This is a genomic window from Burkholderia sp. Ac-20345, from assembly GCF_017104825.1.
Classification (GTDB): Bacteria; Pseudomonadota; Gammaproteobacteria; order Burkholderiales; family Burkholderiaceae; genus Burkholderia; species Burkholderia lata_B.
The window spans coordinates 1-23420 of record NZ_JAAGPO010000091.1; the positions used below are offsets into that span (position 1 = coordinate 1).

24 protein-coding genes are annotated in these 23420 nt (G+C 67.4%); 13 read left to right on the top strand and 11 right to left on the bottom strand.

Annotated features, from left to right (window positions below; all coding sequences use genetic code 11):
• Positions 1 to 134: 134 nt before the first annotated feature.
• The 3 genes from G3O06_RS27790 (at position 135) to G3O06_RS27800 (ending at position 2082) form a co-directional block, all read left to right on the top strand.
• A complete protein-coding gene (locus G3O06_RS27790) occupies positions 135 to 974 on the top strand; it encodes a PilW family protein (RefSeq protein WP_205818144.1) in 840 nt (279 codons plus the stop codon).
• 203 nt (positions 975 to 1177) lie between these two features.
• Positions 1178 to 1639: a hypothetical protein gene (locus tag G3O06_RS27795; protein WP_205818161.1), complete on the top strand. Its 462-nt coding sequence runs from the start codon at positions 1178 to 1180 to the stop codon at positions 1637 to 1639.
• Positions 1636 to 2082, top strand: coding sequence for a type IV pilin protein (locus G3O06_RS27800; protein WP_205818145.1), 447 nt, complete (start codon positions 1636 to 1638; stop codon positions 2080 to 2082). The genes G3O06_RS27795 and G3O06_RS27800 overlap by 4 nt, the downstream gene beginning before the upstream one ends.
• 54 nt (positions 2083 to 2136) lie before the next feature.
• Here the strand turns inward: G3O06_RS27800 and G3O06_RS27805 are convergent, their stop codons facing one another.
• From G3O06_RS27805 to G3O06_RS27815, 3 genes are all read right to left on the bottom strand, one after another.
• The gene (locus G3O06_RS27805) at positions 2137 to 2580 is read right to left on the bottom strand and encodes a DUF3318 domain-containing protein (RefSeq protein ID WP_174913232.1); all 444 of its coding nucleotides are present in this window, start codon (positions 2578 to 2580) and stop codon (positions 2137 to 2139) included.
• Between the two features lie 43 nt (positions 2581 to 2623).
• Positions 2624 to 3013: a phage holin family protein gene (locus G3O06_RS27810; RefSeq protein WP_021157159.1), complete on the bottom strand. Its 390-nt coding sequence runs from the start codon at positions 3011 to 3013 to the stop codon at positions 2624 to 2626.
• 123 nt (positions 3014 to 3136) lie between these two features.
• Positions 3137 to 3439, bottom strand: a complete 303-nt coding sequence (locus tag G3O06_RS27815; RefSeq protein WP_006494044.1) for a YqjD family protein — start codon at positions 3437 to 3439, stop codon at positions 3137 to 3139.
• Between the two features lie 318 nt (positions 3440 to 3757).
• On the opposite strand from G3O06_RS27815, the gene G3O06_RS27820 reads away from it, so the two are divergent.
• Complete coding sequence (locus G3O06_RS27820) at positions 3758 to 4396, top strand: peroxiredoxin (protein ID WP_122944588.1); 639 nt, start codon at positions 3758 to 3760, stop codon at positions 4394 to 4396.
• A 151-nt stretch (positions 4397 to 4547) separates the two neighbouring features.
• Here G3O06_RS27820 and G3O06_RS27825 read toward each other — a convergent pair whose 3' ends face one another.
• A complete protein-coding gene (locus G3O06_RS27825; RefSeq protein ID WP_205818146.1) occupies positions 4548 to 5735 on the bottom strand; it encodes an acyl-CoA dehydrogenase in 1188 nt (395 codons plus the stop codon).
• Between the two features lie 262 nt (positions 5736 to 5997).
• Here G3O06_RS27825 and G3O06_RS27830 point away from each other — a divergent pair, with 262 nt between their 5' ends.
• Positions 5998 to 6789: an IclR family transcriptional regulator gene (locus G3O06_RS27830; protein WP_174913223.1), complete on the top strand. Its 792-nt coding sequence runs from the start codon at positions 5998 to 6000 to the stop codon at positions 6787 to 6789.
• 135 nt (positions 6790 to 6924) lie between these two features.
• Positions 6925 to 7335, top strand: coding sequence for a GFA family protein (locus tag G3O06_RS27835; protein WP_205818147.1), 411 nt, complete (start codon positions 6925 to 6927; stop codon positions 7333 to 7335).
• A gap of 204 nt (positions 7336 to 7539) precedes the next feature.
• On the opposite strand, the gene G3O06_RS27840 is transcribed toward G3O06_RS27835, so the two are convergent.
• Positions 7540 to 8343: an EAL domain-containing protein gene (locus G3O06_RS27840; RefSeq protein ID WP_174913217.1), complete on the bottom strand. Its 804-nt coding sequence runs from the start codon at positions 8341 to 8343 to the stop codon at positions 7540 to 7542.
• A gap of 364 nt (positions 8344 to 8707) precedes the next feature.
• Here G3O06_RS27840 and G3O06_RS27845 point away from each other — a divergent pair, with 364 nt between their 5' ends.
• Genes G3O06_RS27845 through fahA form a run of 5 tightly spaced genes read left to right on the top strand, consistent with a single transcriptional unit; the run spans position 8708 to position 14644 of the window.
• On the top strand, positions 8708 to 10369 hold the full coding sequence (locus G3O06_RS27845) for an FAD-dependent oxidoreductase (protein WP_205818148.1): 1662 nt from the start codon (positions 8708 to 8710) through the stop codon (positions 10367 to 10369).
• A gap of 36 nt (positions 10370 to 10405) precedes the next feature.
• A complete protein-coding gene (locus tag G3O06_RS27850; RefSeq protein ID WP_069247256.1) occupies positions 10406 to 10636 on the top strand; it encodes a DUF2783 domain-containing protein in 231 nt (76 codons plus the stop codon).
• Complete coding sequence (locus G3O06_RS27855; protein WP_205818149.1) at positions 10633 to 11988, top strand: MFS transporter; 1356 nt, start codon at positions 10633 to 10635, stop codon at positions 11986 to 11988. Before G3O06_RS27850 ends, G3O06_RS27855 begins: the two co-directional genes overlap by 4 nt.
• 20 nt (positions 11989 to 12008) lie before the next feature.
• Complete coding sequence (gene hmgA / locus G3O06_RS27860) at positions 12009 to 13343, top strand: homogentisate 1,2-dioxygenase (protein ID WP_174968411.1); 1335 nt, start codon at positions 12009 to 12011, stop codon at positions 13341 to 13343.
• On the top strand, positions 13340 to 14644 hold the full coding sequence (gene fahA / locus G3O06_RS27865; RefSeq protein WP_205818150.1) for a fumarylacetoacetase: 1305 nt from the start codon (positions 13340 to 13342) through the stop codon (positions 14642 to 14644). Before hmgA ends, fahA begins: the two co-directional genes overlap by 4 nt.
• A 150-nt stretch (positions 14645 to 14794) precedes the next feature.
• Here fahA and G3O06_RS27870 read toward each other — a convergent pair whose 3' ends face one another.
• From G3O06_RS27870 to G3O06_RS27890, 5 genes are all read right to left on the bottom strand, one after another.
• Positions 14795 to 15955, bottom strand: coding sequence for an MFS transporter (locus tag G3O06_RS27870; protein ID WP_174913202.1), 1161 nt, complete (start codon positions 15953 to 15955; stop codon positions 14795 to 14797).
• A 93-nt stretch (positions 15956 to 16048) separates the two neighbouring features.
• Positions 16049 to 17218 (bottom strand): MFS transporter, encoded by a 1170-nt coding sequence (locus tag G3O06_RS27875; RefSeq protein WP_174913199.1) that lies wholly within the window; start codon positions 17216 to 17218, stop codon positions 16049 to 16051.
• Between the two features lie 236 nt (positions 17219 to 17454).
• Positions 17455 to 18228 carry a 5,6-dimethylbenzimidazole synthase gene (bluB, locus tag G3O06_RS27880; protein ID WP_205818151.1) on the bottom strand — a complete coding sequence of 258 codons (774 nt, stop codon included), beginning with the start codon at positions 18226 to 18228 and terminating at the stop codon, positions 17455 to 17457.
• Positions 18229 to 18409: 181 nt separating this feature from the next.
• Positions 18410 to 19408: a 2-hydroxyacid dehydrogenase gene (locus tag G3O06_RS27885; RefSeq protein ID WP_174913193.1), complete on the bottom strand. Its 999-nt coding sequence runs from the start codon at positions 19406 to 19408 to the stop codon at positions 18410 to 18412.
• 30 nt (positions 19409 to 19438) lie between these two features.
• A complete protein-coding gene (locus tag G3O06_RS27890; protein ID WP_174968416.1) occupies positions 19439 to 20422 on the bottom strand; it encodes a LysR family transcriptional regulator in 984 nt (327 codons plus the stop codon).
• Between G3O06_RS27890 and G3O06_RS27895 the strand changes: the two genes are divergently transcribed.
• Both G3O06_RS27895 and G3O06_RS27900 read left to right on the top strand, forming a co-directional pair.
• Complete coding sequence (locus G3O06_RS27895; RefSeq protein WP_205818152.1) at positions 20421 to 20687, top strand: hypothetical protein; 267 nt, start codon at positions 20421 to 20423, stop codon at positions 20685 to 20687. The genes G3O06_RS27890 and G3O06_RS27895 overlap by 2 nt on opposite strands.
• Positions 20688 to 21178: 491 nt before the next feature.
• Positions 21179 to 22390: an alanine--glyoxylate aminotransferase family protein gene (locus G3O06_RS27900; RefSeq protein ID WP_174913187.1), complete on the top strand. Its 1212-nt coding sequence runs from the start codon at positions 21179 to 21181 to the stop codon at positions 22388 to 22390.
• 27 nt (positions 22391 to 22417) lie between these two features.
• Here G3O06_RS27900 and G3O06_RS27905 read toward each other — a convergent pair whose 3' ends face one another.
• Positions 22418 to 23353: an AraC family transcriptional regulator gene (locus G3O06_RS27905; protein WP_205818153.1), complete on the bottom strand. Its 936-nt coding sequence runs from the start codon at positions 23351 to 23353 to the stop codon at positions 22418 to 22420.
• Positions 23354 to 23420 lie beyond the last annotated feature (67 nt).

The window sequence follows — 23420 nt, forward strand, 5'->3', positions numbered from 1 at the left end:
TGATGGGCCGGGCGGCGTCCGCTACGCGGTTGTCGGCTGGCGCGGCGGCAATGCGGCTACCGGGCCGCGATGCGACGCGGCGGACAGGTCGGCGCAGCCGCCGTCGTGCGTCCGGATTCCGTATCGGGAGGCTGATGCCGATGAACGCTGATCGCCGGATGCGCGCGCATACGCTGCTTGAAGTGTTGATTGCGATGACCGTCGGTCTGCTCGTACTCGCGGCGGCCGGTGCGCTGTACCACGCGCAGCGCGTCGCACAGCGGCGCGCGGACGACGGGTTCCGGATGCGCGACGCGGCCGGCACAGCGCTGATGCTGATCGGCCAGCAGATCCAGCTGGCAGGATTCCGGCCGCTCGATGCGGACGCCGTGTCGTCGTTGCCGCCGGTGTTCGGCTGTTCGATGGCGCGTGTGAGGGGAGATGGCGCACAGGTACGGTGCGAGCCCGTGCGTGCTGCGTCGGACGCGTTGCTGATCCGGTACGTCGGCGATGCCGTGTCGACGTGGGCCACCGTTAGCGGCCAGGTGTCGGATTGCCTCGGGCAGGGCGTCGGCGTGTCCGGTGAACGTGCGCCGGTGGAGAACCGCTTCGATGTGCACACCAGTCCGTCGACGGGCGAGCCCGAACTGTATTGCGAAGGAAGCGGCCGTCCGGGCACGCCGCAGCCGGTCGTGTCGGGAATCGATCAGTTGCGGGTGCGCTATCTTCGTCGCGGCGGCACGCAGTTCGTCGATGCCGATGCAATGCGCGGCGACGACTGGCTCGATGTCGTCGCCGTGCATGTCTGCGTGCGGGCGCGCGGCGAACCGGCGGGCGAGCCGGCGCGACACATCGACTGCGATGGCCGCACTGTCGTTGCGCAAGACGGCCGTGCGCGCCTGACGCTCGATCGTATCGTCGCGTTGAGGAATGCCACGCGCGCATTCGACGATACGTCGCGCGATGCAACGGATGAACGCGAGGTGCCGCGATGAACGGGGCGGGGCAGTACGCGCGGCAGAGGTCGCGATGCGTCGCGGCACGCAACACGCGCGAGCGTATCGCGATACGCGGCGACGATCCGCGGCAGGCTGCCGCTGCGGAGGCGCTGACCACGGGCCGGCGAGTGCCGCGCATACGCTTGCCGCTAGCCAGCCGCGATTGGCGTCGCGACGCGGGCCTCGCATTGCCTGCGGTGATCGCGGTTGGCGCGGCGGTCGCGGCGCTGACCGGCATGTGGTTCGAAGCCGCACTGACGGAATCGCGCCGCACGCGCGCGTTGTCCGATCGGCTGGTCGCATTCCACGCGGCCGATGCCGCGCTTGCTGCATGCACCGGACGATTGCGCCGAGGCTCGGCACCGTACGTGAGCGAAGGCGAATCGTACGAGGAGCCCGACGCGTGGCGGCGCATGCCGGCGCTGGCAGCCGCCGAAGCGTTCGCGCCGTTCGTCGGATGGCCGATGGCTGCGCAACCGCCGCGATGCCTGATCGAAGCGTGGCGCGGGGCGGGGCCGGCCGGCGGCCGCGCTTACGTCGTCACCGCGCGTGGCGTGGGTGCGCATGCATCGAGCGCCGTCTGGCTGCAGCATCAGGTCGCGATCCGCGGCGGACACATCGTCGCCTTGCACTGGCGTCGCGTCGCGACGATGCTTCGATGAACGGTCGCACGTCCGAGTACCGCTCGGCGGGATTCACGCTGATCGAGCTGATGATCGTGCTCGCGATCGTCGCGGTGCTGGCCGGATGGGGCATCCCGTCGTATCGCGAGCATGTCGTGCGCGTTCATCGCGCGTCGGCGGTCGCCGCGCTGTACCGGGCGGCCCAATATCTCGAAACACTGGACGGTGTGCCGCCTTCGGCATTGCCGACGGCGCTCACGCAAGCGCCGCCGGACGGGTGCGCGGTCTATCGATTGGCGCTCAGGCGGCCGGACGGCGACGATTCGCCGGTGAACTATGAACTGGAAGCAATCCCGCTCGACACGGGCCCGATGCACGATGACGCATGCGGCGCATTCACGCTGCGCTCGGACGGGACGAAAGGCAATGTGCGAAGTGATGGCGCCGACGGACAGGTCGCGGCGTGCTGGGGTGTGCGTTGAGTCTGGATGGAAGGCGCGCCACGGCGCATGGCCGTGCGCGCAGGATGCCGGCGGTCAGTCGTCTTGCGTGTCGAGCCCGCGCTCGTCGCGGGACTGCTTCCAGATCCGGTAGACCTCCCATGCAGCGAAACCGAGGGTACCCCACTTCAGCGCGGGCCCCGCGCTCGCGCGCAGCAGCGAGCGAACGGGTTTTGCGAGCACGAGCGATGCGAGCGAGCTCAGCATCGGATACTGGTTGACGAGCTGGCCGAGGCTCGTATTCAGGTTCTTGGCGGACTGGCTGAACTTGTTGGTGGACAGGCCGGGGATGAACACCTTGAGCCAGCTGAAGCGCGTGACGGCGTGGCGCATTTCGCCGGCGGCTTCCGCGAGTTCGAGCCGCTCGACTTCGGATCGCAGGATCAGCAGTTCCTTGCGGAGCGCGCGATGCTGCGACGCGCTCCAGTTCGATCGCGACGAATGGGAGCGGGGTGAATTGCCCGTGACGTTCTGGCTCATGGCGCGTCGGCGAAGTAGGTGGAGGGGGTGAGCGCGGCTGCGTTCACGGCTTGCCGCGGAACAGTTCGCGGTCTTTCTCGAGTTCGGCGAGCGTCGCCTCGAATACGGTCGGCGCATCGCGCAGGCCCGAGCGAGCCTTCAGTGCGCATGCGATCCCGCCTGCGGCATACAGCGCGGTGATCGCCGCGAGCGACTGCCAGCGGTAGGTATCCCAGAACGCGATCGCGACGAGTACGGTCAGGCTGATGAGTGCCATCGTCGCGAGCATCATCGCGGCGAGCCCGAGGAACAGCACGCCCATCAGGCGCTCCTTCTCCTCGGCAAGCTCGATGCCCACCAGTTCGAGGCGCGTTTGCAGAAGTCCGATCGCGGAGCCGACGAGGCGGCGCAGCGGTCCTTGGCCGGACGGCTGCGAGGTGGTGTCTGTCGTCATGGGTGAGGTGCGTGCGCGTGCAGTGTGCAGCTAGGACAAAGCCGACCGGCGGAAACCGCCGGCTGGCTTCGACGCCCGCAGGCCGCGCGACGCGGCCAACGGGACGAAACGGCGCAGAGCGCGTTACTTGCGGTTGATCAGCAGGCCGATCAGCACGCCGACGCCGGCGGCGACGCCGATCGACGTCCACGGATGCTCGTGCACGTAGTCGTCGGTCGCGCGTGCGGCCTTCTTGCCTTTCTCGACCACCACGACCTGGACGTCGGCTGCCTTTTCCTTGGCCTGCTTCAGGCGCGACATGGCTTTCTCGCGCAGCTCGGCCGCACGGTCGCCCGTGCTGCTCGCAGCTTGCTTGAGCAGGTCTTCGGCGTCCGAGAGAACGGTTTTGATATCCGACATCAGTTTCTCCTTGTTGATTTCCGACATTGCAACTCCCATCGTGCTGTCATGCTGCAGGTTCACATCGTAGCGAAACGCCTGCCTGCTGGCGAGCCGGGAAGACACACGAAGGCAGTGCAAGACCGCATGGTAAACGACTTGTAATCATCAACAGAGCGGCAAACGGGGTGAAAAGTTTCCCGCGTGGGCGCCCGCCCGGCACCGATACCGGGCAAAAATGACAAAAAAGTATGAATATCAAACGGAATAATCGTTCGCACGCCCCATTGCTTCCCGTAAGCTGACAGACTTTCCCGCGCCGACCCGGGCGCGGTTTCAACCAGCATCGTTCGAGGAGGGAACATCATGAGTCTGCGTCTTGGCGACATCGCACCGGATTTCGAGCAGGAATCGAGCCTGGGCACGATCAAGTTTCACGAGTGGCTGGGTGACAGCTGGGGTGTCCTGTTCTCGCACCCGGCCGACTACACGCCGGTGTGCACGACCGAGCTCGGGCTGACCTCGAAGCTGAAGGGCGAATTCGAGAAGCGCAACGTGAAAGTGATCGCGCTGTCGGTCGACGGTGTCGAATCGCACAAGGGCTGGATCAACGACATCAACGACACGCAGTCGACGGTCGTCGGTTTCCCGATCATCGCCGATGCGGACCGCAAGGTTTCGCAGCTGTACGACATGATCCACCCGAATGCGAACGAAACGCTGACGGTGCGCTCGCTGTTCGTGATCGACCCGAACAAGAAGGTGCGGCTCACCATCACGTACCCGGCCAGCACGGGGCGCAACTTCGACGAAGTACTGCGCGTGATCGACTCGCTGCAGCTGACCGACAACTACAAGGTCGCGACGCCCGGCAACTGGAAGGATGGCGACGACGTCGTGATCGTGCCGTCGCTGCAGGATCCGGAGGAGCTGAAGAAGCGCTTCCCGAAGGGTTTCAACGCAGTGCGTCCGTATCTGCGCCTCACGCCGCAGCCGAACAAGTAAGCATCGGCTGATGCATGAACGCGGTACCGGGCCAGAGGCCCGGTGCGCGGATCAGATGAAAAACGGCCCGCCCGGCAGTCATGCCGGGTGGGCCGTGTCTTTTGCGCGTGTGTGGCGCGGCGTGGCAGCCGCGCACGCCGCACCCGGACGATCAGAAGAACGCCTGGATGCCCGTCTGCGCGCGGCCAAGGATCAGCGCGTGGATGTCGTGCGTGCCTTCGTACGTGTTGACCACTTCGAGGTTCACGAGGTGGCGCGCGACGCCGAATTCGTCGGAGATGCCGTTGCCGCCGAGCATGTCGCGCGCGAGCCGTGCGATGTCGAGCGCCTTGCCGCACGAATTGCGCTTCATGATCGACGTGATTTCGACGGCCGCCGTGCCTTCGTCCTTCATCCGGCCGAGGCGCAGCACGCCTTGCAGGCCGAGCGTGATTTCGGTCTGCATGTCCGCGAGCTTCTTCTGGATCAGCTGGTTCGCGGCGAGCGGCCGGCCGAACTGGTGGCGGTCGAGCACGTACTGGCGCGCGGTGTGCCAGCAGGACTCGGCGGCGCCCAGCGCGCCCCATGCGATCCCGTAGCGCGCCGAGTTCAGGCACGTGAACGGGCCGCGCAGGCCGCTCACGTTCGGCATCAGGTTCTCTTCCGGCACGAACACTTCGTCGAGGACGATTTCGCCGGTGATCGATGCGCGCAGCCCGACCTTGCCGTGGATCGCGGGCGCCGACAGGCCCTTCCAGCCTTTCTCGAGGATGAAGCCGCGGATCGCGTCCTTGCCGTTCTCTTCGAGCTTCGCCCACACGACGAACACGTCGGCGATCGGCGAGTTCGTGATCCACATCTTCGCGCCGGACAGTGAGTAGCCGCCGGGCACCTTCTTCGCGCGGGTGACCATGCTGCCCGGATCGGAGCCGTGGTTCGGCTCGGTCAGCCCGAAGCAGCCGATCCATTCGCCGGTGGCGAGCTTCGGCAGGTATTTCTGTTTCTGTGCGTCGGAGCCGAATTCGTAGATCGGCACCATGACGAGCGACGACTGCACGGACATCATCGACCGGTAGCCCGAATCGACGCGCTCGACTTCGCGCGCGATCAGCCCGTAGCTTACGTAATTGAGGCCGGGGCCGCCGTATTCCTCGGGAATCGTCGGGCCGAGCAGGCCGACTTCGCCCATTTCGCGGAAGATTTCGGCGTCGGTGCGCTCGTGGCGGAACGCTTCGGTCACGCGCGGCGCGAGCTTGTCCTGCGCGTAAGCCTGCGCGGCGTCGCGCACCATCCGCTCTTCTTCGGTCAGTTGCTGGTTGAGCAGCAGCGGATCGTCCCAATGAAAAGTTGCAGCACTCATCGTCTCATCTCCTGTCGACCCGAGTTAGCGCTTCAGCGCTTACTCGGGTCCCATGCTTTGCGGTCGACCCGAGTTAGTGCTTCAGCGCTTACCCGGGCCCCATGCTTTGCGGTCGACCCAAGCTAGCGCTTCAGCGCTTACTCGGGTCCCATGCTTTGCGGTCGGTCCCTGATTCAGCCGGGTTCCATGCCTGAGAGTTTGCTTGACGGAAGTTCCGCTGTGCGGAACAATGTTTTGCAAATCGAACCCAGTGTAGCACCAGATGACACTTTCAACCATCGACGAAACCACGATCGACGAACGCAAGTTCGTCGTCGCGCTCGCGCGCGGGCTCGACCTGCTGCGCGCATTCCGGCCGGGCGAGACGATGCTCGGCAACCGCGACTTCGCGGAGCGAACAGGGCTGCCAAAGGCGACCGTAAACCGGCTCGCCTACACGCTGACCGTGCTCGGCTACCTGCGCTACGACGAGACGCTCGGAAAGTATGCGCTCGACGCCGGCGTGCTGTCGCTCGGCTACGCGCTGCTGTCGGGCTCGGGGACGATCGACCTCGCGCGGCCGCACATGCAGGCGCTCGCGCGCGACATCGGCGCGGCCGTGTCGCTCGGCTGCCGCGACGGGCTCGACATGATCTATCTGGAGACGATCCGCAGCGAAACCGCGCTGACGCTCGGGCTCGCGCCTGGTTCGCGGCTGTCGATGCTGACGAGTTCGATGGGGCGCGCGTACCTGGCCGTGCAGCCGGAGGACGTGCGCCGCGCGCTCTATGCGGAGCTGCACCGTGCGGCCGGCGGTGCGGCCGACGCCGATGCGCTCGTCACCGCCGCGCAGCACGCGGTGGCGGAATTCTCGGCAGGCGGCTGTTGCTATTCGTTCCGGGCGTGGCACATGGACGTCAACGCGGCGGCCGTGCCGTTTCGCGAGCCGCGCGAGGGGCGCTGGCTGATCCTGAGCTGCAGCGGCCCCGCATCGTCGATGGACGAGGACGTGTTCCGTACGCAGGTCGGGCCGAAGCTGAAGGCGCTCGCACAGCGGCTCGGGCAGACGGCCTGAGCAGCACGGCGGGCGGTACGGGTTCGGTCTCCGGTACGGGCGGTAACGCACGAGAGTGGTACCGCCGCCGCCGGTTGTGCCGCAGGCGAACCGCGCGCATGATCGTTCGCCAGCTTGCCGACGAAGAGGTTTTCCATGTCTCACGCAGAACCGATGGAAGGCGGATGCGCATGTGGCGCGATCCGGTACCGGATCACCCATGTTCCGACCGACGCCGGTTTTTGCCACTGCCGGCTCTGCCAGCGCACGACCGGCGCGGCGGTCGTCGCATCCGCATCGGTGTCGATCGACGGGTTCGAATACCTGCAAGGTGAGCCGACGATCTACGCGTCGAGCGCGTGGGGCGAGCGGCGCTTCTGCGGCCGTTGCGGCGCGCAGCTCGAATACCGGCTCAGCGATGCACCCAAGACGGTCGAGATCAATTGCGCGACGCTCGACGAGCCGTCACGGCTACGCCCGGCCTGGCATGTCTGGTATGGGGATCGCTTTCCGGGCATCGAGATCGGCGACGATCTGCCCAAGTACGACGATGGCGGAAGGGGGTAAGCGGCAGTAACCTGCCGACACCGACTTTGCCGGAAACGAGGCGTTCACGCTCCCGCGAAGCCGGTCTTTCCACGAGGCCGGCAACCACCCGCCGGACATCGCGCGACGGGTCAAGCCAGGCGGCCTGATCTCCCGTCACATCACCTGTATTCCACATTCGGCACGCGACGCCCCGCGTGTGCGGATCACCTCATCCACTCAGGCTCAGGCCGTCACGACCTTCGCAAACACGGGCCCCTGCATGAACCGCACGTCGTGCTGGCGCAGCAGCTCGCACTGCGTTTCGTCGACGACGCCGTCGAAGATCAACGGAATCCGCACGCGCTGCGCATACGCGACGAGCGCCTTGACCATCCCGTCGCGCAACGCGATGCCCGCATCCATCTTGATGTAGTCGGGGCGCGCCATCTCCGATTCGACTGCGAGGATGCGGCCGGGGTCGGGCAGCTTGTCGGCGACCTTGAAGCCGTGATGCTGATAGCTGCGCGTCAGGTAGCCGAGGAAGGTCTTGTGCGCGACCGCGACCGCCGGCAGCTCGATCACGATCCGCTCGGCCGGCAGCCCGAAGCGCTGCAGTACCGACGAGAAATGCTTGCCGTGGTCGTACTTCACGCTCTTCAGCAGCCGTTCGTGCACGCGCAGGAACAGCAGCCCATGGCGCTGTGCGCCGAAGAAGTTGATCGCATGCAGCGCGCGCGACAGGCGGTCGATCGCGACGAGCGTCTGGTCGTCGACGGCCGAGTCGACCGGGTCGTGCGGCGCGCCCGTGACGACGGTGACGGCCTGGAAGCCGAGTTCGTCGCCATAGCGCTCAATTGTGTCGGCGAACGACGTCGATTGCGGCGCACCGGGCATCGTCACGTCGTAGATCGGTTCGTAGGCGCTGCCGAGCGTGCGCTCCGGCAGGTTCGCGCTTGCGGTGCCGCCATCGGCGAGCGCGAGGTGATCCCGCAGATACGGCAGTTGCCCGGCACGGGCGACCAGCTCGGGAATGGTGGGCGGAATCATCGGCGTAAGAAGGAAAAACGGCGGCCGAACGGGCCACCTCGTAGCTTGATATTAGCAGCGCCGGCCAAGCTCGGCTTGGCGTTTCGTTCATATGGTTATCCCATCCTCGACGCTTCGCCTAGGGTTTACGTTGATTTCACTATTCGTAATTGGTTTTACTATTCGTAAATTCAAGATTTGTCGCCGATCAAGAAATGCGGCATGCGGGCGCCGCGAAACGGCGCCGTTCACGAATCAACAGGAAGCAAGGAGCGAGACGTGGCGGTTGACAGGAATTGCACGCGGGACGGCGGCGCGGCGCGCCGGCAGGCGACGGGCGGGATGACGGGCGTGCCGGCGCGCGCCCGGCAGGGTTGAGGAGCGGATGGCGACCATGAGCATCGATTACCAGACGCTGAAGTTCGAATACCGCCCGCGTGCGCAGGACACGACCGTTCACCCGGTGATCGTCGTCGGCGCGGGCCCGGTGGGCCTCGCGGCCGCGATCGACCTCGCGCAGCAGGGCACGCCCGTCGTGCTGCTCGACGACGACGACACGCTGTCCACCGGCTCGCGCGCGATCTGCTTCGCGAAGCGCACGCTCGAGATCTTCGACCGGCTCGGCTGCGGCGAGCGCTTCGTCGACAAGGGCGTGAGCTGGCACGTCGGCAAGGTGTTCCTGCAGGACGAGCAGCTGTACGCGTTCGACCTGCTGCCCGAGGAAGGGCATGCGCGCCCCGCGTTCATCAACCTGCAGCAGTATTACGTCGAAGGCTACCTGGCCGACCGCGCGTTCGAGCTGCCGAACATCGACATCCGCTGGAAGCACAAGGTGACGGGCATCGACCAGTCGGCCGAACACGCGGTGCTGACGATCGAGACGCCGGAAGGTGTCGAAACGTTGCGAGCTAAGTACGTGATCGCGGCCGACGGCTCGCGCAGCGCGATGCGCACGATGATGGGCCTCGAAAGCCACGGCCGCACGTTCAAGGACCGCTTCCTGATCGCCGACGTGAAGATGAAGGCGGAGTTTCCGACCGAGCGCTGGTTCTGGTTCGACCCGCCGTTCCACCCGAATCAGTCGGTGCTGCTGCATCGCCAGCCCGATAACGTGTGGCGCATCGACTTCCAGCTCGGCTGGGATGCCGACCCCGTCGCCGAGAAGCAGCCGGAGCGCGTGATCCCGCGCGTGCGCGCGCTGCTCGGGCCGGACGTCGAGTTCGAGCTCGAATGGGTGAGCGTCTATACGTTCCGCTGCCAGCGGATGGAGTCGTTCCGGCACGGCCGCGTGCTGTTCGCGGGCGATTCCGCGCACGGCGTGTCGCCGTTCGGCGCGCGCGGCGCGAACAGCGGCGTGCAGGACGCCGACAACCTCGCCTGGAAGCTGAAGCTCGTGCTCGACGGCCGTTCGGCCGACAGCCTGCTCGACACGTACGCGAGCGAGCGCGAGTTCGCGGCCGACGAGAACATCCGCAACTCGACGCGCTCGACCGACTTCATCACGCCGAAGAGCCCGGTGTCGCGCGTGTTCCGCGACGCGACGCTGAAGCTCGCACGTGATTGCGAGTTCGCGCGCAAGCTCGTCAACAGTGGCCGCCTGTCGGTGCCGGCAGTGCTGGCCGATTCGCCGCTGAACACGCCGGATCGCAACGGCGACGCCTTCGCGGGCGCGATGCGGCCGGGTGCTGCGGCGGCCGATGCGCCGGTGCGTGTGCAGGGCGCGTCGGGCTGGCTGCTGCAGCATCTGGGCAGCGGCTTCACCGGCGTGCTGTTCGGGCTGCCGGGCGATGCGGCCGCGCTCGCGCAGGCGCTCGACGGCCTCGCGCTGCCGGTGCGCCCGGTGCTCGTCGTGCCGGCCGGGCACGCGCAGCCGGTCGCGGGTGTCGACGTCGTGGAGGACGTCGACGGCTTCGCCGCGCAACGCTACGACGCGAAGCCCGGCACGTTCTACCTGCTGCGCCCCGATCAGCATGTCTGCGCGCGCACGCGCACGCTCGACCGTCAGGCGCTTGCCGGCGCACTGGCGCGCGCGACCTGCGCACGCTGAACACACGATAACGATACCGATACCGGAGACACCGTCATGCCCCCCCTCGACACCCGCCCGCGCCTGGCTGATCCGGACGCGTTCTACGAAGCGTTGATCGACATGCATCGCGACCTGTCGGACGCCGACAGCCAGCTCGTCAACGCGAAGCTGATCCTGCTGCTCGCGAACCAGATCGGCGACGCCGACGTGCTGCGCGAAGCGATGGCGCTCGCGCGCCAGGGCGTGACGCCGCCCGTGCATCCGGCCGCCGAGGTGACGCAATGAGCGCGGCGCCGGCCGACGCGCGCGTGCTCGAAGTCGAGCGCGTGATCGACGAGACCCATCGCCCGGGCTTTCACTGGATGCTGCTGGTGCTGTGCGGGCTGTGCCTCGTGATCGACGGTTTCGATGCGCAGGCAATGGGCTACGTCGCACCGAGCGTGATCGCCGAATGGGGCGTGCCGAAGCAGGCGCTTGGGCCCGTGTTCAGCGCGAGCCTGTTCGGGATGCTGCTCGGCGCGCTCGGGTTGTCGGTGCTGGCCGACCGGATCGGGCGGCGCCCGGTGCTGATCGGCTCGACGCTGTTCTTCGCGGTGACGATGCTCGCGACGCCGTTCGCGGGTTCGATCCCGGTGCTGATGGCGCTGCGTTTCGTCACGGGCCTCGGCCTCGGCTGCATCATGCCGAACGCGATGGCGCTGGTCGGCGAGTTCAGCCCGGCCGCGCATCGCGTGAAGCGGATGATGATCGTGTCGTGCGGCTTCACGCTCGGCGCGGCGCTCGGCGGCTTCATCAGCGCCGCGCTGATTCCGGCGCTCGGCTGGCGGTCGGTGTTCTTCGTCGGTGGCACGGTGCCGCTGGTGTTGACGATCGCGATGGTCGCGCGGCTGCCCGAATCGCTGCAGTTCCTGGTGCTGAAAGGGCGCGTCGTAGAGGCGCGCGACTGGCTCGCGCACTTCGCACCGCAGGCCGGTATCGACGCGAACACGCGCATCGTCGTGCGCGAGCGCGCCGCGACCGGCGCGCCGGTCGCCGAGCTGTTCAGCCACGGCCGCCTGCCGGTCACGCTGCTGCTGTGGGCGATCAGCTTCATGAACCTGATCGATCTGTACTTCCTGTCGAACTGGCTGCCGACCGTGATGCGCGACGCGGGCTATTCGCAGGGGACGGCCGTGATCGTCGGCACGGTGCTGCAGACGGGCGGCGTGATCGGCACGCTGTCGCTCGGCTGGTTCATCGAACGCTACGGCTTCGTGCGCGTGCTGTTCGCATGCTTCGCGTGCGCGGCCGTGTCGGTGGGGCTGATCGGCTCGGTCGCGCATGCGCTGCCGTGGCTGCTGGTGGTCGTGTTCGCGGGCGGGTTCTGCGTGGTCGGCGGGCAACCGGCCGTCAACGCGCTCGCGGGCCAGTATTACCCGACGTCGCTGCGCTCGACGGGCATCGGCTGGAGCCTCGGCATCGGCCGGATCGGCTCGGTGCTCGGGCCGCTCGTCGGCGGACAACTGATTGCGCTCAACTGGTCGAATGGTGCGCTGTTCCACGCGGCCGCGGTGCCCGTGCTGTGCTCGGCGCTGTTCGTCCTCGGGCTTGCGGGTGTGACGCGGCGCAACGGCGCGCAGGCGCCGAATGCCGCCTGAATTGATGGAGAAAGGAAACGATGACGCTTGACCTGTCGAAACCGGCTAGCGCCGGCTACCAGAGCGGTTTCGCGAACGAATTCGCGACCGAGGCACTGCCCGGCGCGCTGCCGCACGGCCGCAACTCGCCGCAGCGCGCGCCGTACGGGCTGTATGCGGAGCAGCTGTCGGGCACCGCGTTTACCGCGCCGCGCGGCCACAACCGCCGCTCGTGGCTGTATCGCATCCGCCCGGCGGCCGTGCACCGGCCGTTCGAGCCGTACGCGGGCCCGCAGCGCCTCGTGTCGGAATTCGGCGATTCCGCCGACGTGCCGCCGACGCCGCCGAACCAGCTGCGCTGGGATCCGCTGCCGATGCCGGTCGAGCCGACCGATTTCGTCGACGGGCTGGTGACGATGGCCGGCAACGGCTCGGCCGCCGCGATGAACGGCTGCGCGATCCACCTGTACGCGGCGAACCGCTCGATGCAGGACCGCTTCTTCTACAGCGCGGACGGCGAACTGCTGATCGTGCCGCAGCAGGGGCGGCTCTACATCGCGACCGAATTCGGCCGGGTCGACGTCGAGCCGTTCGAGATCGCGGTGATCCCGCGCGGCGTGCGTTTTGCCGTCACGCTGCCGGACGGCGACGCGCGTGGCTACATTTGCGAAAACTTCGGCGCGCAACTGCGCCTGCCGGATCTCGGCCCGATCGGCTCGAACGGACTTGCAAACCCGCGCGACTTCCTGACGCCGCAAGCCGCGTACGAAGACCGCGAAGGTGCGTTCGAGCTGATCGCGAAGCTGAACGGCCGACTGTGGCGGGCGGACATCGGCCATTCGCCGCTCGACGTGGTCGCGTGGCACGGCAACTACGCGCCGTACAAGTACGACCTGCGCCTGTTCAACACGATCGGCTCGATCAGCTACGACCATCCCGATCCGTCGATCTTCCTGGTGCTGCAGTCGCAGAGCGACACGCCGGGCGTCGACACGATCGACTTCGTGATTTTCCCGCCGCGCTGGCTCGCGGCGGAGGATACGTTCCGCCCGCCCTGGTTCCACCGCAACGTCGCGAGCGAATTCATGGGGCTCGTGCACGGCGCGTACGACGCGAAGGCCGAAGGCTTCGTGCCGGGCGGAGCGAGTCTGCACAACTGCATGTCGGGCCACGGGCCCGACGCGGATACGTTCGAGAAGGCATCCGCGAGCGACACGACGAAGCCGCACAAGGTCGACGCGACGATGGCGTTCATGTTCGAAACCCGCACGCTGATCCGGCCGACGCGCTACGCGCTCGACACCGCGCAGCTGCAGGCGGACTACTTCGAATGCTGGCAAGGCATCAAGAAACACTTCAATCCGGAGCAAAGATGAGCGATACCCAAGACTGGCGCGCGACGCTCGAGCCGGCCCGCAAGAGCTGGGTCGAGACGGCGAACGATCCCGCCTGCGATTTCCCGATCCAGAACCTGCCGTTCGGGATCTTCAGCGATGCGAAGCAAGCGTCGCGCCGTGCAGGCGTGGCACTTGGCGACCAGATCGTCGACCTCGCGGCGCTCGCGCGCGCGGGCCTCGTGACGCTGCCGGCCGGCGGCGACGTGTTTGCCGCGCCGACGCTCAACGCGTTCATCGCGCTCGGCCGCGACGCATGGCGCAGCGTGCGCGTGCAGCTGTCGGACCTGTTTTCGCGCGATAACGCACGGCTGCGCGACGACGCTTCGCTGCGTGCGCAGGTGCTCGTCGGGCAGCGCGACGCGACGCTGCATCTGCCGGTCGAGATTCCCGGCTACACCGATTTCTATTCGTCGAAGGAGCACGCGACCAACGTCGGTTCGATGTTCCGTGATCCGAAGAATGCGCTGCTGCCGAACTGGTCGGAGATGCCGATCGGCTACAACGGCCGCGCGTCGTCGGTGATCGTGAGCGGTACGCCTGTACGGCGTCCGAACGGGCAATTGAAGCTGCCCGACCAGGAGCGTCCGGTGTTCGGCGCGTGCCGCAAGCTCGATATCGAACTGGAGACGGGCTTCATCGTCGGCCAGGGCAATGCGCTCGGCGAGCCGATCGCGTGCGAGGATGCGGAAGCGCATATCTTCGGGATGGTGCTGCTGAACGACTGGAGCGCGCGCGACATCCAGCAATGGGAATACGTGCCGCTCGGCCCGTTCAACGCGAAGACCTTCGCGACGACGATCTCGCCGTGGATCGTCACGCTCGACGCGCTCGAACCGTTCCGCGTCGCGCAGCCCGAACAGTCGCCGCAGCCGCTCGCGTACCTGCAGCACGCGGGCAAGCATGCGTTCGACATCGCGCTCGAAGTGACGCTGCGCGCGGAAGGGGCGGCCGAAGCAACGTCGATCAGCCGCACGAACTTCAAGCACATGTACTGGACGATGGCGCAGCAGCTCGCGCATCACACGGTCGCGGGCTGCAACACGCGCGTGGGCGACCTGATGGGTTCGGGCACGATCAGCGGGCCGACGAAGGATTCGTTCGGCAGCCTGCTCGAGCTGACGTGGAACGGCAAGGAGCCGGTTGCGCTGAACGGCGGCGGCAGCCGTGCGTTCATCGAGGACGGCGACGAGCTCACGCTCGCCGGATGGTGCCAGGGCGATGGCTATCGTGTCGGCTTCGGCGCGTGTGTCGGCAAGATCCTGCCGGCGGTGAAGGCGTAACGCGCAACGTGGCGCGTCGATGAGCACGACGGCCCGCATCGCGCGGGCCGTCGTCGTTTTCGCAGTGTGACCGGCGTATCCGCGGCCGGGTGGTGCGTGTTCGCACCGTCGTCGTTCGGCGGCGCGCTGCGGCGTACTTGCGCGCCAGTGTCAGACCGCGCGCTGCAAAGCGGTGCGGCGCTCCCACAGCGCGGCCGCGACGAATGCCGCGACGCAGGCGACCAGCACGCCGACCAGCGCGTTGCTGCCCAGTTGTTCCATCAATGCACCGGCGACCAGCGGGCCGCCGAAACTCGCGGCGCTCCACGACGCCGACACGAGCGAGCTCGCGGTGACGAGCGCCGCACCGCGGAAGCGTTCGCCGCACGCGACGAGCGACAGCGTGTAGATGCTGCCGGCCGCCGCACCGAGCACGAACAGCAGCGGCCAGCACAGCCACGGATTGGCGATCACGAACGGCAGCAGCGGCAGGCCGGCGAGCACGATCCAGCCTGCGCCGAGGTGCACGCGTTCGCGGCCGAGCTTGTCCGCGAGCCAGCCGATCGGGAACTGCATCGCGGTATCGCCGAACAGCATGATCGACGCGAGCAACACGGCCGTCGCGCTCGCGACGCCGTGGTCCATCGCGTAGAGCGGCAGCAGCGACAGCGCGAGCGTATCGAACAGCGCGAAGAAGCCGGTGCCGATGATCAGCGCGGGCATGCGCGGCAGCACGTCGAGCCAGCGGCCGTGCGCTTCGTGATGCGCGTCGTCGCCGGCAAGCGGGGCGCGCCGGATCGTCGCGAGCGTCGGCAGCGCGAGCAGGAACAGCGCGCCGCACAGCGCGAAGCGGATGCTCGTCGCACCGGCGATCTGGCTCACGAGCACCGGGCCCGCCATCTGGAACAGCGTGAAATTGGTTGCGTAGATTGCGACGACGCGGCCGCGCGTCGAATCGTCGGCGAGCTGGTTGACCCACGCCTCGCCGATCGTGAACAGCAGCATCAGTGCCGCGCCGCACAGCACGCGCAGCACGCCCCACAGGATCAGGTTCGACGTGAACTGCATCAGGGCGGTGGCCGCCGCAAGCAGCACGACCGACACGACGATCGCGCGGCGCGAGCCGATGTGTCGCGCGAGCGCGGTGACGAACGGCACGATCGCGAGGCCGCCGAGGGCCTGCGCGGCCGTCAGCATGCCGACGACGTTGGTGCCGTGTCCGGCCTCGGTCAGCGCGAGCGCGGTGAGCGGCAGTGTGGCGCCGGTGCCGAGACCGACGACCGCGACGCTCAGAATGAGTGCGAGGAAATCGCGATTAAGAATGGCTTTCATCGGGCGCGATGCTACACCTCGGACCTTGAAAGGTCCATGAAGGCCATCAGCTTCGCGTGGAGTTGTGCACGCAACGACTTCAACAGGGTTGCGTCACACGTACTCGGTCGGCACGGCCACCGGGCGGCGTTCGAGCGACGCCGACCACAGCGTGAGCGCGAGCGCCGCGACGGCCATCGCGACGCCGACCCACGGCAGGCTCACGAGCGACACGCCGGAACCGATCGCCATCCCGCCGAGCCACGCACCGGTCGCGTTGCCGAGGTTGAACGCGCCCTGGTTCAGCGTCGACGCGAGGTTCGGCGCGTCGCTCGCGCGATCGACGATCAGGATCTGCAGCGGCGGCACGATCGCGAACGCGAGGATGCCCCACACGAAGATCGTCGCGAGCGCGGCGAACGGCAGGTGCATCGTGCCCGCGAACAGCGCGAGGACCACGCCGATCAGCGCGAGCGTCGCGATCAGCGACGGCATCCGGCGCCAGTCGGCGAGCTTGCCGCCGAGCGTGCCGCCGACCGTCAGCCCGAGGCCGAACAGCAGCAGCACGTAGGTGACCTGGCGCGGCGAGAAGCCCGTCACGTCCTCGAGGATCGGCGTGATGTACGTGAACACGCTGAACAGGCTGGCCGACGCGAGCACGCTGATGCCGAGCACCATCAGCACCTGCGGATGTTTCAGCACGCTGAATTCGCGCGTGATGCTGGTGTCGGGCATCGCGAGGTTCTTCGGCAGGCAGACGGCGAGCGCGGCGGCCGCGGCGATGCCGATGCCGGTGACGGCCCAGAACGTCGCGCGCCAGCCGAACGCCTGGCCGAGCGCGGTGCCGAGCGGCACGCCGAGCACGTTCGCGAGGGTGAGGCCGGTGAACATCAGCGCGATCGCCTGCGCGCGACGGTTCGGCGCGACGAGGTTGCTCGCGACCACCGAGCCGATTCCGAAGAACGCGCCGTGGCAGAACGCGGTGACGACGCGCGCGGCCATCAGCACCGCATAGCCCGGTGCGATCGCGCAGAACAGGTTGCCCGCGATGAACAGCCCGATCAGGCCCATCAGCGCGCGCTTGCGCGGCATCTTCGCGGTGACGATCGCGAGGATCGGCGCACCGATCGTCACGCCGAGCGCATAGCCCGACACGAGCATGCCGGCGGCCGGGATCGACACACCGAGGTCGCGCGCGACATTGGGCAGCAGCCCCATGATCACGAACTCGGTGGTACCGATTCCAAATGCGGCGACGGCGAGGGCGAAAAGAGGTAAGGGCATCGCGGTAGGCTCGGGAAAGCCGCCGCTCGGGCTGGCGCAGGATGCGCGGGACGGGCGGACGGTAAGGCGGACGACAGCCGCGATTCTACTTCAGTGAAAACCCCTATGCTTGGGGCCAAAACGGTTGTTGCCGGCGTGCGACGGGGCAGCACGCGTGAAGCTCACAGTGTGGGATTGGGAGGGGTGGCGGCGCTGAATTTGCTGGGGCCGGAACGGTGGCGGCGGCGAGGCGCTCGTCAGGCGATGCGTTCGGGGGAGCCGTCGATGCTCGTGGTCGATGTGCTTGCTGCGTCGGCGTCGGTGTTCGTTGCCGCGTCAGCGTCGGCCGCAGCCTCAGCGGGCGACGGGTGCGAGCCGTCGGCATCGGTCGAGGCCGGATCGTCCCAGCCGTTTTCGAACAGACACGCTTCGATCGGCATCCGCGCGGCCCAACGCTCCTGTTCGAGCATCGGCTTCGCATAGAACGCGTCGACGTGCCCGACGCACAGCACGGCGATCGGCTTCGCGCCGTCGGGCATCCGCAGCAGCCGGCGCAGCGCATCGACGTCGAACAGCGATACCCAGCCCATCCCGAACCCTTCGGCGCGGGCCGCGAGCCACATGTTCTGGATCGCACACGCGGCGGACGCGAGATCCATCTCCGGCAGCGTGCGGCGGCCGAACACGTGGCGCTCGCGGCCGTCGGCGAGCGCGACGACCAGCAACTCGCCGCATTCGCGCACGCCTTCGACCTTCAGCCGCATGAATTCGTCCTGGCGCTCGCCGAGCGCGTCGGCGGTGGCGCGGCGCTCGGCCTCGACCAACGCGTGGATCGCGGTGCGCAGCGCAGGATCGGTGATGCGGATGAAGCGCCACGGCTGCATGAAGCCGACGCTCGGGGCGTGATGCGCTGCGCGCAGCAGGCGCGCGAGCACGGCAGGATCGACGGGCGCCGGCGTGAAGTGACGCATGTCGCGCCGTTCGAAAATGGCGCGGTAGACGGCGGCGATGTCGGAGTCGTCGAAACGCATGGGCGGCACAAGCAGGGGATGACGTCGGCGCAACGATATCAGACCGCGCGCAAGCCGCGTTACATCATTCGAAACAAAGTGCGGAATTGTTGATGCAAAAGATCGCTTTTTCAGCGCCGATCAAAAGCAAACGATTGCGGTGGCGCCGGTAACCGTGAAATGAGCCGGTTTCGTCGATTTCTCAGCGATTCACCGTTACGGCGTTCTGCGGCGTGCCTGCATGCCACGCCTCGATGTTCAGCAGTGTGGTGTGCGCGATCTCGGCGAGCGCCTCGCGCGTGAAGAACGCCTGGTGCGACGTGACGATCACGTTCGGGAATGTCAGCAGGCGGGCGAGCACGTCGTCCTGCAGCGGCAGGTCGGAGTGATCCTCGAAGAAGAGCCCGCTTTCCTCTTCGTACACGTCGAGCCCGAGATGGCCGAGCTGGCCGCTCTTGAGCGCATCGACGAGCGCCTGCGCATCGACGAGGCCGCCACGCCCGGTGTTGATCAGCATCGCGCCGTGCTTCATCCGTGCGAGCGTCCGTTCGTTGATCAGATGGTGCGTCGACGGCAGCAGCGGGCAGTGCAGGCTGACGATGTCGGCGTGGTGCAACAGCTCGTCGAGCTCGACATAGCGCGCGCCGAACGCGATCAGCTCGTCGTTGTACGGCGGCACCGAATGGGCGAGCACATGCATCCCGAAGCCCATCATGATCTTCGCGAACACGCTGCCGATGATGCCGGTGCCGATCACGCCGACGGTCTTGCCGTGCAGGTCGAAGCCGAGCAGGCCGTTCAGCGAGAAGTCGCCTTCGCGGGTGCGCGCGACGGCGCGCGGCAGGCGGCGGTTGAGTGCGAGGATCAGCGCGACCGCGTGCTCGGCGACCGCATGCGGCGAATAGGCCGGCACGCGCACGACCGTGATGCCGAGCCGCTCGGCGGCCGCCAGGTCGACATGGTTGAAGCCCGCCGAGCGCAGCGCGATCAGGCGCGTGCCGCCGTCGGCCAGCCGCTCGAGCACGGCTGCGTCGACGGTGTCGTTGACGAACGGGCAGACGACGTCATAGCCATGCGCGAGGATCGCGGTTTCCGCGTCGAGGTGCGACGGCTGGAAGTGCAGCCGATAGCCGAACCGCCGGTTGGCGGCAGCGAACGAATCGTCGTCGTACTGCCGGCTGCTGAACAGGATCACGCGCACGCTGCACCTCCGAAGGCTGACGCGCGCAGTTTACTGCAGGCCCGTGATGATGTCGGAGCGGTCGGGCCCGCGCGACGGCCGCATGAAGCCGTAGTCGGTGCGTTCGCGGGCCGGCTGCGCACTGAAGTGGTCGAGTGCGTGCTCGACGAAGCTGCGCGTCCGGGCCGGCACGTACTGGCGGTTCGGGTAGACGAGCGACAGCTGTGTGTCGGGATCGTCGATCCGGTAGCCGGCCATCAGCCGCACGAGCGTGCCGCTGGCGAGCGCGTCGGCGACGCACGGCTCGGGCAGCACCGCGATGCCGGCACCGGCCACGGCCGCCGCATGGACGAGCGCGAGCTGGTTGACCGTGCAGGCCGGGCGCACCGTGACGGAATGCGCGACGCCGTCGTGGCCGACCAGTTGCCACGCGGGCACATGCTGGTGCGGCGCGAGCGTGACCCAGTCGTGGCCCGGCAGGTCGTCGGGCAGGCGCGGCTCGCCGCGTCGCTCGAGATAGGCCGGCGCCGCGACCGCGACGAACGGGTTCGGTGCGAGCGCGTGGCCGATCAGCGTCGGGTTGCCGTCGAGCCGGTTGCCCGTGACGATGCCGACGTCGTAGCCCGAATCGAGCACGTCGAGCGGCCCCTCGGAGACGGTCAGCTGCACGCGCAACTCGGGGTAGCGGTGCCGGAAGCTGCTGACGAGCGGCGTCAGCGCAAGCGGCGACAGCAGGCCCGACGCGACGACGCGCAGCGTGCCGGCCGGTTCGCGCACGGCATGCGCGACGGACGATTCGAGGTGGTCGAATTCCTCGAGCAGCGCCCGGCACCCGTCGAGGTAGCGCACGCCGGCCTCGGTGAGCGACAGGTTCCGCGTGGTGCGGTGGATCAGCCGGGTGTTCAGGTGGCCCTCGAGCATCGCGATCGATCGCGTGACGAGTGCATTGGACACGCCGAGATGGTGCGCCGCGCGCCGGAAGCTCTGCTGCTCGGCGACGCAGACGAATACACGCATGGTCTGAATCTGGTTCATGGCTTGCGTATTTCTGGCCCGGTTGATTGATTATGGTTGTGGTTTTACGCCGCGCAACCTCGAAAGCGCATCGCGCGGCCCTCAGTTTTTCCTTCACATCGAAAAATCGTTTTTTTCGATTCCGCAGATGATTGTTCAATACAGAAGCGTTATCCGTCAACCTGCGAAAAGGGGCGGGTTGCGGAAAATCGAAATCAGGGGTAGCGCGTTAAACGTGGTGCTGTTCTGCATGCCTGCCGTTCAAAGGTGGCGGGTTTTCGAATAAGTATAGGGGTCTCGAATATTTCCTATGTTAATCAATGTGTTGTGAGCTATTCGAGCGTCCTTGAGCCAGTATTGCGAGGAAGCGTGCCCCAATACATGCTGAAATAGTAGGTGTTTTTTGGCCGTGCGGGGATTTTGCTTATCGGATTCCGCGTAGCGATTTTTATCGGGGATCCGGTCTATTTCGTTCGATACGGAAGTCGTACTGAACCGGCGATGTCGGCGAGTCGCGGTGTTATTGACGAAGAAAATCGTGCGCTTGACGCATGAATGGAACCGTTTCACAACCTGGCCGGCAATCCTTTCTCAATCCGGATGACTGGCGTGCGGCCCGCGCACGGCCGGCTGGCCCGGTCCGGCGACCGGGCCACCATTGCGCTGTCCGGCCGCGCGTGCCTCTTGCGCGAGGCGGCGGAACGCGGAATGATCGATCAGTTCGCCACGCAGTGCGGCGGGCGTCCGTGCACTTCCTTTCCTCACCTTTTTCCAGCCATGTCCATCGATTACTCGCCGATTCCCTGTCCCGTCGTCGTGCCGCTCGACGCGATCCTGCCCGAAGAACCGCTGCTGATGATGGGGGCCGGCCCGGTTCCGATCCCGGCCGCCGTCGCGAAGGCGAACACGATCGTGATCAACCACCTCGGCGCGACGATGGCGAAGATCATCGAGCAGGTGAAGGAAATGGCGCGTTACGTGTTCCAGACCCGCACGAAGTGGGTGCTCGGTGTCGCGGGCCCCGGTTCGGCCGCGATGGAAATGGCGATCTCGAACCTCGCGTGGCGCGGTACGCGCGTGCTGTCGATCCGCAACGGCTTCTTCAGCGCGCGGATGGCCGAGATGGCCACGCGCGTCGGCGCCGACGTCGCGACGCTCGAAGTGGCCGATCGTGCGGTCGCCAGCCTGGACGAGATCGCGGACGCGATCGCGCGCGAGCGGCCCGAGATCGTCACGATCGTGCAGGGGGAGACGTCGAACACCGTGTGGAACCGTGAACTGCGCGAGATCGCGGCGCTTGCGAAGGCGGCCGGTGCGCTGGTCGTGGTCGATGCGGTGTGCACGCTGTCGACGATGCCGCTCGAGATGGACGCGTGGGGCATCGACGCGGTGATCACCGGCGGCCAGAAGGGGCTGTCGTCGATCCCGGGCGTGTCGCTGATTGCGTTCTCCGACGCCGCATGGGACCGCATGAAGCAGCGCCCCGAACCGAACGCGCACTGGTGCCTCGACATGGCGCTCGCGGAGAACTTCTGGCACAACGCCGGCTACCACTACACGGCGCCCGTGTCGGGCGTGCTCGCGCTGCACGAAGCGCTGCGGCTCGTCTGCGCGGAGACCCTCGAAAGCCGCTTCGCGCGCCACCTGCGCTGCTCGCTCGCGCTGCAGGCGGGCGTCGAGTCGATGGGGCTCAAGCTCTATGCGCCGAAGGACTGCCGGCTGAATTCAGTGGTCGGGATCGAGACGCCGGAAGGGCTCACGCCGGGGATGGTCTGCGGCCATATCTCGAAGCAGTACCAGGTCGAGATTTCGGGCTCGTTCGGCTTGCCGATCGTGCGGATCGGGCAGATGGGCGAGCAGTGCCGCGAGCACAACCTGTTCCGCACGCTGCATGCGTTCGGCCGCACGATGGTCGACCTGAAGGTGCCGGTCGACCTGCCGGCCGGCGTTGCGGCGCTCGAACAGGAACTGTCGCGGCGAGGCGCGTAAGCGGGAAAACGCGGAAAGGGGCCGCGCTCAGCGGCCCTGCATCGCGCGCCGGTACGTATTCGGCGTCGTGCCGTGCGCGTCGCGAAAGCGATGGCTGAAGTGGCCGGCGTTCGCGTAACCGCAGTCGGCCGCGACCTGCGCGAGCGGCAGCGCCGTCGTGCGCAGCAACTCGCGCGCCCGCGCCAGCCGTTGCTCGGCCACCCACGCGTGCGGCGCCCGGCCGAACGACAGCCGGAACATCCGCGAGAAATGGTATTCGGACAGCGCGGCGACGTCGGCGAGTTCGCCGAGCGTCAGCGGTTGCGTCAGGTACGTGTCGATGTAGTCGCGCACGCGGCGGCGCACGGCCGGCGCGAGCCCGCCGCGGAACGACGTGTCGGTGCGGGTCGTGCTCTGCCCGCGCAGCAGCAGGCTCAGCACCTCGTGCGCGGTCTCGTTCACACGCAGCCGTTCGTCGGCATCGTCCCAGCCCTCCAGCGCGAGCGAGCGCAGCAGCGCGGCGACGCGCGCATCCTCGAAATAGGTGCGGTCGGCGAGCTTCAGTTCGCGCGGCTCGCGGTCGAGTTCGCGGATCGCGCGCTGCGTGAAGTGTTCCGGCAGGAAATACAGGTGGATGAAGTGCATCTCGCCGCGCACCCACCAGCGCGATTCATGGTCGCCCGGCAGCGCGCACAGCAGGCTCGGCGCGCCGTAGCGCGGCACGCGCTGACGCTCCGTCCGGTAGCCGCCGTCGAGATAGCACGACAGCGTGTGGTGGCCCGGCTGCTCGTAGACCGTCTCGCTTTCGTCGGTGATCCGCGTCCATTCGGCGATCGCCAGATGGTCGCCGAGCCACGCGAAGCGCTCGAGCGTCGCGTTCGCGTCGGCGAGCGTACGGCAGACCGACTGCAGGCCGAACGGCAGATCGCCGCCAGCCAGGGCGGCGGGGTGGTCGACGGGAGGCGCGGAAAGGGAGAGGCTCATGATGGGCCGAGTATAAGCGGGTGCGCGCGGCCGCGTGCGGCGGCCCGAAAAAGACCGCAATTCCGGA

Coding starts and splice junctions, on each gene's coding strand:
- G3O06_RS27815 (WP_006494044.1), bottom strand. CDS start 3,439: ATGTCGGAAATCAACAAGGAGAAACTGATGTCGGATATCAAAACCGTT.
- G3O06_RS27905 (WP_205818153.1), bottom strand. CDS start 23,353: ATGAGCCTCTCCCTTTCCGCGCCTCCCGTCGACCACCCCGCCGCCCTG.
- bluB (WP_205818151.1), bottom strand. CDS start 18,228: ATGCGTTTCGACGACTCCGACATCGCCGCCGTCTACCGCGCCATTTTC.
- G3O06_RS27825 (WP_205818146.1), bottom strand. CDS start 5,735: ATGAGTGCTGCAACTTTTCATTGGGACGATCCGCTGCTGCTCAACCAG.
- G3O06_RS27800 (WP_205818145.1), top strand. CDS start 1,636: ATGAACGGTCGCACGTCCGAGTACCGCTCGGCGGGATTCACGCTGATC.
- G3O06_RS27810 (WP_021157159.1), bottom strand. CDS start 3,013: ATGACGACAGACACCACCTCGCAGCCGTCCGGCCAAGGACCGCTGCGC.
- G3O06_RS27835 (WP_205818147.1), top strand. CDS start 6,925: ATGTCTCACGCAGAACCGATGGAAGGCGGATGCGCATGTGGCGCGATC.
- hmgA (WP_174968411.1), top strand. CDS start 12,009: ATGACGCTTGACCTGTCGAAACCGGCTAGCGCCGGCTACCAGAGCGGT.
- G3O06_RS27790 (WP_205818144.1), top strand. CDS start 135: ATGCCGATGAACGCTGATCGCCGGATGCGCGCGCATACGCTGCTTGAA.
- G3O06_RS27875 (WP_174913199.1), bottom strand. CDS start 17,218: ATGCCCTTACCTCTTTTCGCCCTCGCCGTCGCCGCATTTGGAATCGGT.
- G3O06_RS27895 (WP_205818152.1), top strand. CDS start 20,421: ATGGCTTGCGTATTTCTGGCCCGGTTGATTGATTATGGTTGTGGTTTT.
- G3O06_RS27805 (WP_174913232.1), bottom strand. CDS start 2,580: ATGAGCCAGAACGTCACGGGCAATTCACCCCGCTCCCATTCGTCGCGA.
- G3O06_RS27870 (WP_174913202.1), bottom strand. CDS start 15,955: ATGAAAGCCATTCTTAATCGCGATTTCCTCGCACTCATTCTGAGCGTC.
- G3O06_RS27845 (WP_205818148.1), top strand. CDS start 8,708: ATGGCGACCATGAGCATCGATTACCAGACGCTGAAGTTCGAATACCGC.
- G3O06_RS27900 (WP_174913187.1), top strand. CDS start 21,179: ATGTCCATCGATTACTCGCCGATTCCCTGTCCCGTCGTCGTGCCGCTC.
- G3O06_RS27830 (WP_174913223.1), top strand. CDS start 5,998: ATGACACTTTCAACCATCGACGAAACCACGATCGACGAACGCAAGTTC.
- fahA (WP_205818150.1), top strand. CDS start 13,340: ATGAGCGATACCCAAGACTGGCGCGCGACGCTCGAGCCGGCCCGCAAG.
- G3O06_RS27855 (WP_205818149.1), top strand. CDS start 10,633: ATGAGCGCGGCGCCGGCCGACGCGCGCGTGCTCGAAGTCGAGCGCGTG.
- G3O06_RS27850 (WP_069247256.1), top strand. CDS start 10,406: ATGCCCCCCCTCGACACCCGCCCGCGCCTGGCTGATCCGGACGCGTTC.
- G3O06_RS27890 (WP_174968416.1), bottom strand. CDS start 20,422: ATGAACCAGATTCAGACCATGCGTGTATTCGTCTGCGTCGCCGAGCAG.
- G3O06_RS27840 (WP_174913217.1), bottom strand. CDS start 8,343: ATGATTCCGCCCACCATTCCCGAGCTGGTCGCCCGTGCCGGGCAACTG.
- G3O06_RS27820 (WP_122944588.1), top strand. CDS start 3,758: ATGAGTCTGCGTCTTGGCGACATCGCACCGGATTTCGAGCAGGAATCG.